5 protein-coding genes are annotated in these 3454 nt (G+C 62.4%); all 5 read right to left on the bottom strand.

The window, feature by feature from the left end; translation table 11 throughout:
• The coding region (locus ACN4F8_RS18620; protein ID WP_419474941.1) for a universal stress protein at positions 1 to 829 on the bottom strand (829 nt) is incomplete at its 3' end.
• 136 nt (positions 830 to 965) lie between these two features.
• Positions 966 to 1376 (bottom strand): GreA/GreB family elongation factor, encoded by a 411-nt coding sequence (locus tag ACN4F8_RS18615; RefSeq protein ID WP_055393900.1) that lies wholly within the window; start codon positions 1374 to 1376, stop codon positions 966 to 968.
• A 562-nt stretch (positions 1377 to 1938) separates the two neighbouring features.
• Entirely contained in the window at positions 1939 to 2253 is a 315-nt protein-coding gene (locus ACN4F8_RS18610) for a GNAT family N-acetyltransferase (RefSeq protein ID WP_353848481.1), read from the bottom strand.
• Between the two features lie 250 nt (positions 2254 to 2503).
• Positions 2504 to 2719 (bottom strand): TOBE domain-containing protein, encoded by a 216-nt coding sequence (locus ACN4F8_RS18605; RefSeq protein WP_055393898.1) that lies wholly within the window; start codon positions 2717 to 2719, stop codon positions 2504 to 2506.
• Positions 2720 to 2800: 81 nt separating this feature from the next.
• The coding region (locus tag ACN4F8_RS18600; RefSeq protein WP_419474940.1) for an ATP-binding cassette domain-containing protein at positions 2801 to 3454 on the bottom strand (654 nt) is incomplete at its 5' end.

The raw sequence follows: 3454 nt of genomic DNA, 5'->3' as shown, positions 1-3454 counted from the left end.
AGTCGTTCGGCACCACCAGCACATCCGCGAGCGCATCGCGCACGACGCGTTGCGCCACGCTATCGAACAGCAGGTCCGAGAGCCTGGACGCCGGGTGCTTGCCCACCACGATGAGGTCCGCTGCCGTGTTCTGCTGTTGCACCACTACCTGCCGGGCTGGATCGCCCCGGCCGATGGAAGACGAGAGCCGGTTGCGCCGTGCGTCGTACGAATCGGTCAGTGTGAACATACGGTCTTGCGCATGGCGGCGGCATTCCTCCCGGTAGATCTGAATGGCGCGTTCAGACACTTCGGCATACCGCAGCTTGCCCTCGTTGGCGGTGCTGATCGCATGAAACAGCTCAACCCGCGCGGTGGGATGCAGCGCAAAAGCCAGCTCGACCAGGCGGTGCGACACCCGCGAGAAGTCCACCGCCACCATCAAAGTTTGGTAAGGCTGGTCGGCAGGATTGCGCACCACGATCACAGGGCGCTGGCAGGCACGCAGCATCTGGATGGCGGGATGCGCGCTGAACCAGGCGCGCAGGCCACGCAACGGCGCCGTGCCCCACACCACCAGGTCGGCGACCGCCGCCTCGCGCGCCACATCCGCAGCGGTGAAGTCGATGCGCGTTGCCGCGTGAACATGGATGTTGTGGCGCTGCCTGAGTTGCAGCGCGTGGTGCGACAGGCGCACGCCCGCGTCCGGCGGGGGTGCCTCAGCGGGTGGGGCCAGATAGACGAGCCTCAGAGTTGCACGGTGCTCAGCGCACAGCAGCGCAGCGCGCGCGATGGCATGGCCTCCCTGCAGAGAGAAATCAGTGATGGCGAGGATGGAGCGAGGGGTCATGGTTGAACGTCCTTCTGTTTTGCACAGCGCGCACCTATCCCGAAGCGCCAATGCGAGATGGCGCCGGGCTGGCGGCGGTGATGCGGGTGAGCGCGGCCCCTGGCGGGCCGCAGACGGGTTGCTTCGGGGCTAACGACTACGTGACGTAGTCGCCCGTGGCCTCAGGCTGGAACTGAATGCCTTCGACAACGGCCGCGCACTCTTCGCCATGCGGCGTGTGCCACTTGGCAACATCCCCCACCTTCAGGCCCAGCAGGCTGATGCCCACGGGCGACAGCACCGAAATGAAACCCGCAGCCGGTTCTGCGTCTTGCGGGTAGCAGATGGTGAGCACCTGGCGCCGGTGGGTGTGCACGTCCACCAGTTCCACGCGGGAATACATGGTGACCACGTTGGCCGACACGGCGCGCGAGTTGGTGATGTCTGCGTTGGCAAGCAGATCTTCAAGAACAGCGGGGAGCTGGTGGCCCACCAGCTTGCTCAGGCGCGAATAGTCCAGGTCGGTGAGCGTGCGCTCGCCGTGAACGACAACAACAGCTTCATGCATGAAAGCACTCCATCAAATGCGGCTGTCGCCCCGTGAGAACAAGACGGCCGCTACCGCGCTAGGTGGTGCCCGGCGGTGGATGGTTGCGCTGAAAAAAGTGATGTGAGAGGGGGTGCCGCCGGGCTTAGGAATGTGCTGGCGTCAGCTGACGACGCGCATTCTTCTTTGCCGCCGCTCGCGCGACAGCCGCTGCGTGGAGCAGCGCAGCCAAGGCGGCAAAAGTGCAAAGAAGGAGAGTCGTCATGCGGCTGAGTCTAAGCCGCGTAGGCGGTTTTGGGCTGAATGGCCCCAGGGTTCTTGCCAGATAGCAGGCGCAGAATACTCATTTTTTGATAGCTGCTAGCGATTACCTATCAAGCGCTGGGGCTCTATTCGAACCATATCTCCAACGGGTGTGTCGTGTCACGGAGGGCATCGTGCTGCGACAGTACCTCGCCGCGCAGCTGATGGTTGCCTGTGTTGCCTATGTCGACAGCAGGCCTCGCGGACCACGGTCGCAGCCTCCCGGCCAGGAGGATCTCAACACGGTGTGCTAGGTCCTTTCCAGAGCCAAAAAACCTGGTTATTGCGTATTGCCGTGGTAGATGCTCGGGCAATACCGCTCCATCAGAGATTGCGGCTTCAGCGGAGGTGTGAAGCCGAATTGCGCATACAGACCATGTGCGTGACCCGTCGCCAGACTGAAGCGCCGAAGATCTTGCAAGTGCAGGTCCGCCAAGACGGGACCCAGGATGGCCTTGCTGTATCCGTTACCTCTGTGGCCAGGCAAGACGAAAGCATCCAAAAGGTTTGCGAAGGTGGCTAAATCAGAGACAACTCGCGCAAAAGCCACTTGCCTATCGCCAACGAACCCGCCGAAGCAAAGGGAATTGTCAATCGCCCGCTGAACAAGAGGGCGAGGAATCCCTCAGGCCCAACTGGAGTGCTTACTGAGGAACTCGTGAATCAGCGAGACATCGAGTTCTGACTTGTTCGTAGTGATACGCAGCATCATGTATTTGCTCAAGCGAATAGCGTCTACCAAATGTAAGCGCGTCTCAGGAAAACTCTCGTTTTTATAGCTTCCAGCGCTTACCCACCAAGCGCTGGAGCCGAATTTAATTCAAATTTTCTGTCCCAAAGCTGTCTCACAGCTTGGCAATCGACACCTCCGTGGACTTGACCAGCGCGACCACGTCGGAGCCGACGATGAGGCCCAGGTCGTCCACCGAGCGGGTGGTGATGACCGAGGTGACAACACCCCATGGCGTCTCGACATCGACCTCGGAGACGACGTCGCCGCGAATGATTTCGCGGACCTTGCCCTTGAACTGGTTGCGTACGTTGATAGCTTGGATGGACATGGGGTTCTCCTTGAATAGTCCGTTGAAAAAGAGGTCAGAGAAAGAAAAACAAGCAAACGAAAAGAGAGAGAGAGAGAGAAATCAGACCGCCCAGCGCAAGCCATGCGCAGGCACGCCGGGCCAGGAAACCTCGTGCGCAGGCTCCCCATCGGGCTTTCGCAGCACACGGTCGAGGATGCGTTTTTCGATGGCGGCAAACGCGGCGTCGCCATGTGAACGCGGACGCGGCAGGTCGATGCGCTGGTCCAGCGCGATCTGGCCGTCCTCGATCAGGATCACGCGGTCGGCCAGGGCCACGGCCTCTTGCACGTCGTGGGTGACCAGCAGCGCGGTGAAGCCGCTGCTGCGCCACAGGCCTTCGATGAGGCGGTGCATCTCTATGCGGGTGAGCGCATCCAGCGCGCCCAATGGTTCATCGAGCAGCAGAAGGCGCGGGTTGTGCACCAGGGCACGCGCCAGGGCCACGCGTTGGCGCTGACCGCCGGACAGGCGCGCGGGCCACTCGGTCAACCGATCGCCCAGGCCCACGCGGGCCAGCACGTCGGCGGCTGCGCCACGCTGCGCGGGCGGCAGGCCCAAGGCCACGTTGTCCTGCACGCGCTTCCAGGGCAAGAGGCGCGAGTCCTGAAACATGATGCGGGTGTCGCCGCTCAGGCCTGCAACGTCCTGGCCATCGAGGCGGATCGCGCCGCCGGAGACAGGTTCAAGCCCCGCCACCAGGCGCAGCAGCGTGCT

Origin of the sequence: Hydrogenophaga sp. (assembly GCF_048549895.1) — a bacterium.
Lineage (GTDB): Bacteria > Pseudomonadota > Gammaproteobacteria > Burkholderiales > Burkholderiaceae_C > Hydrogenophaga.
Note: the sequence above shows the minus strand (reverse complement) of the source record. Positions and strands in the feature narration are given on the sequence as shown.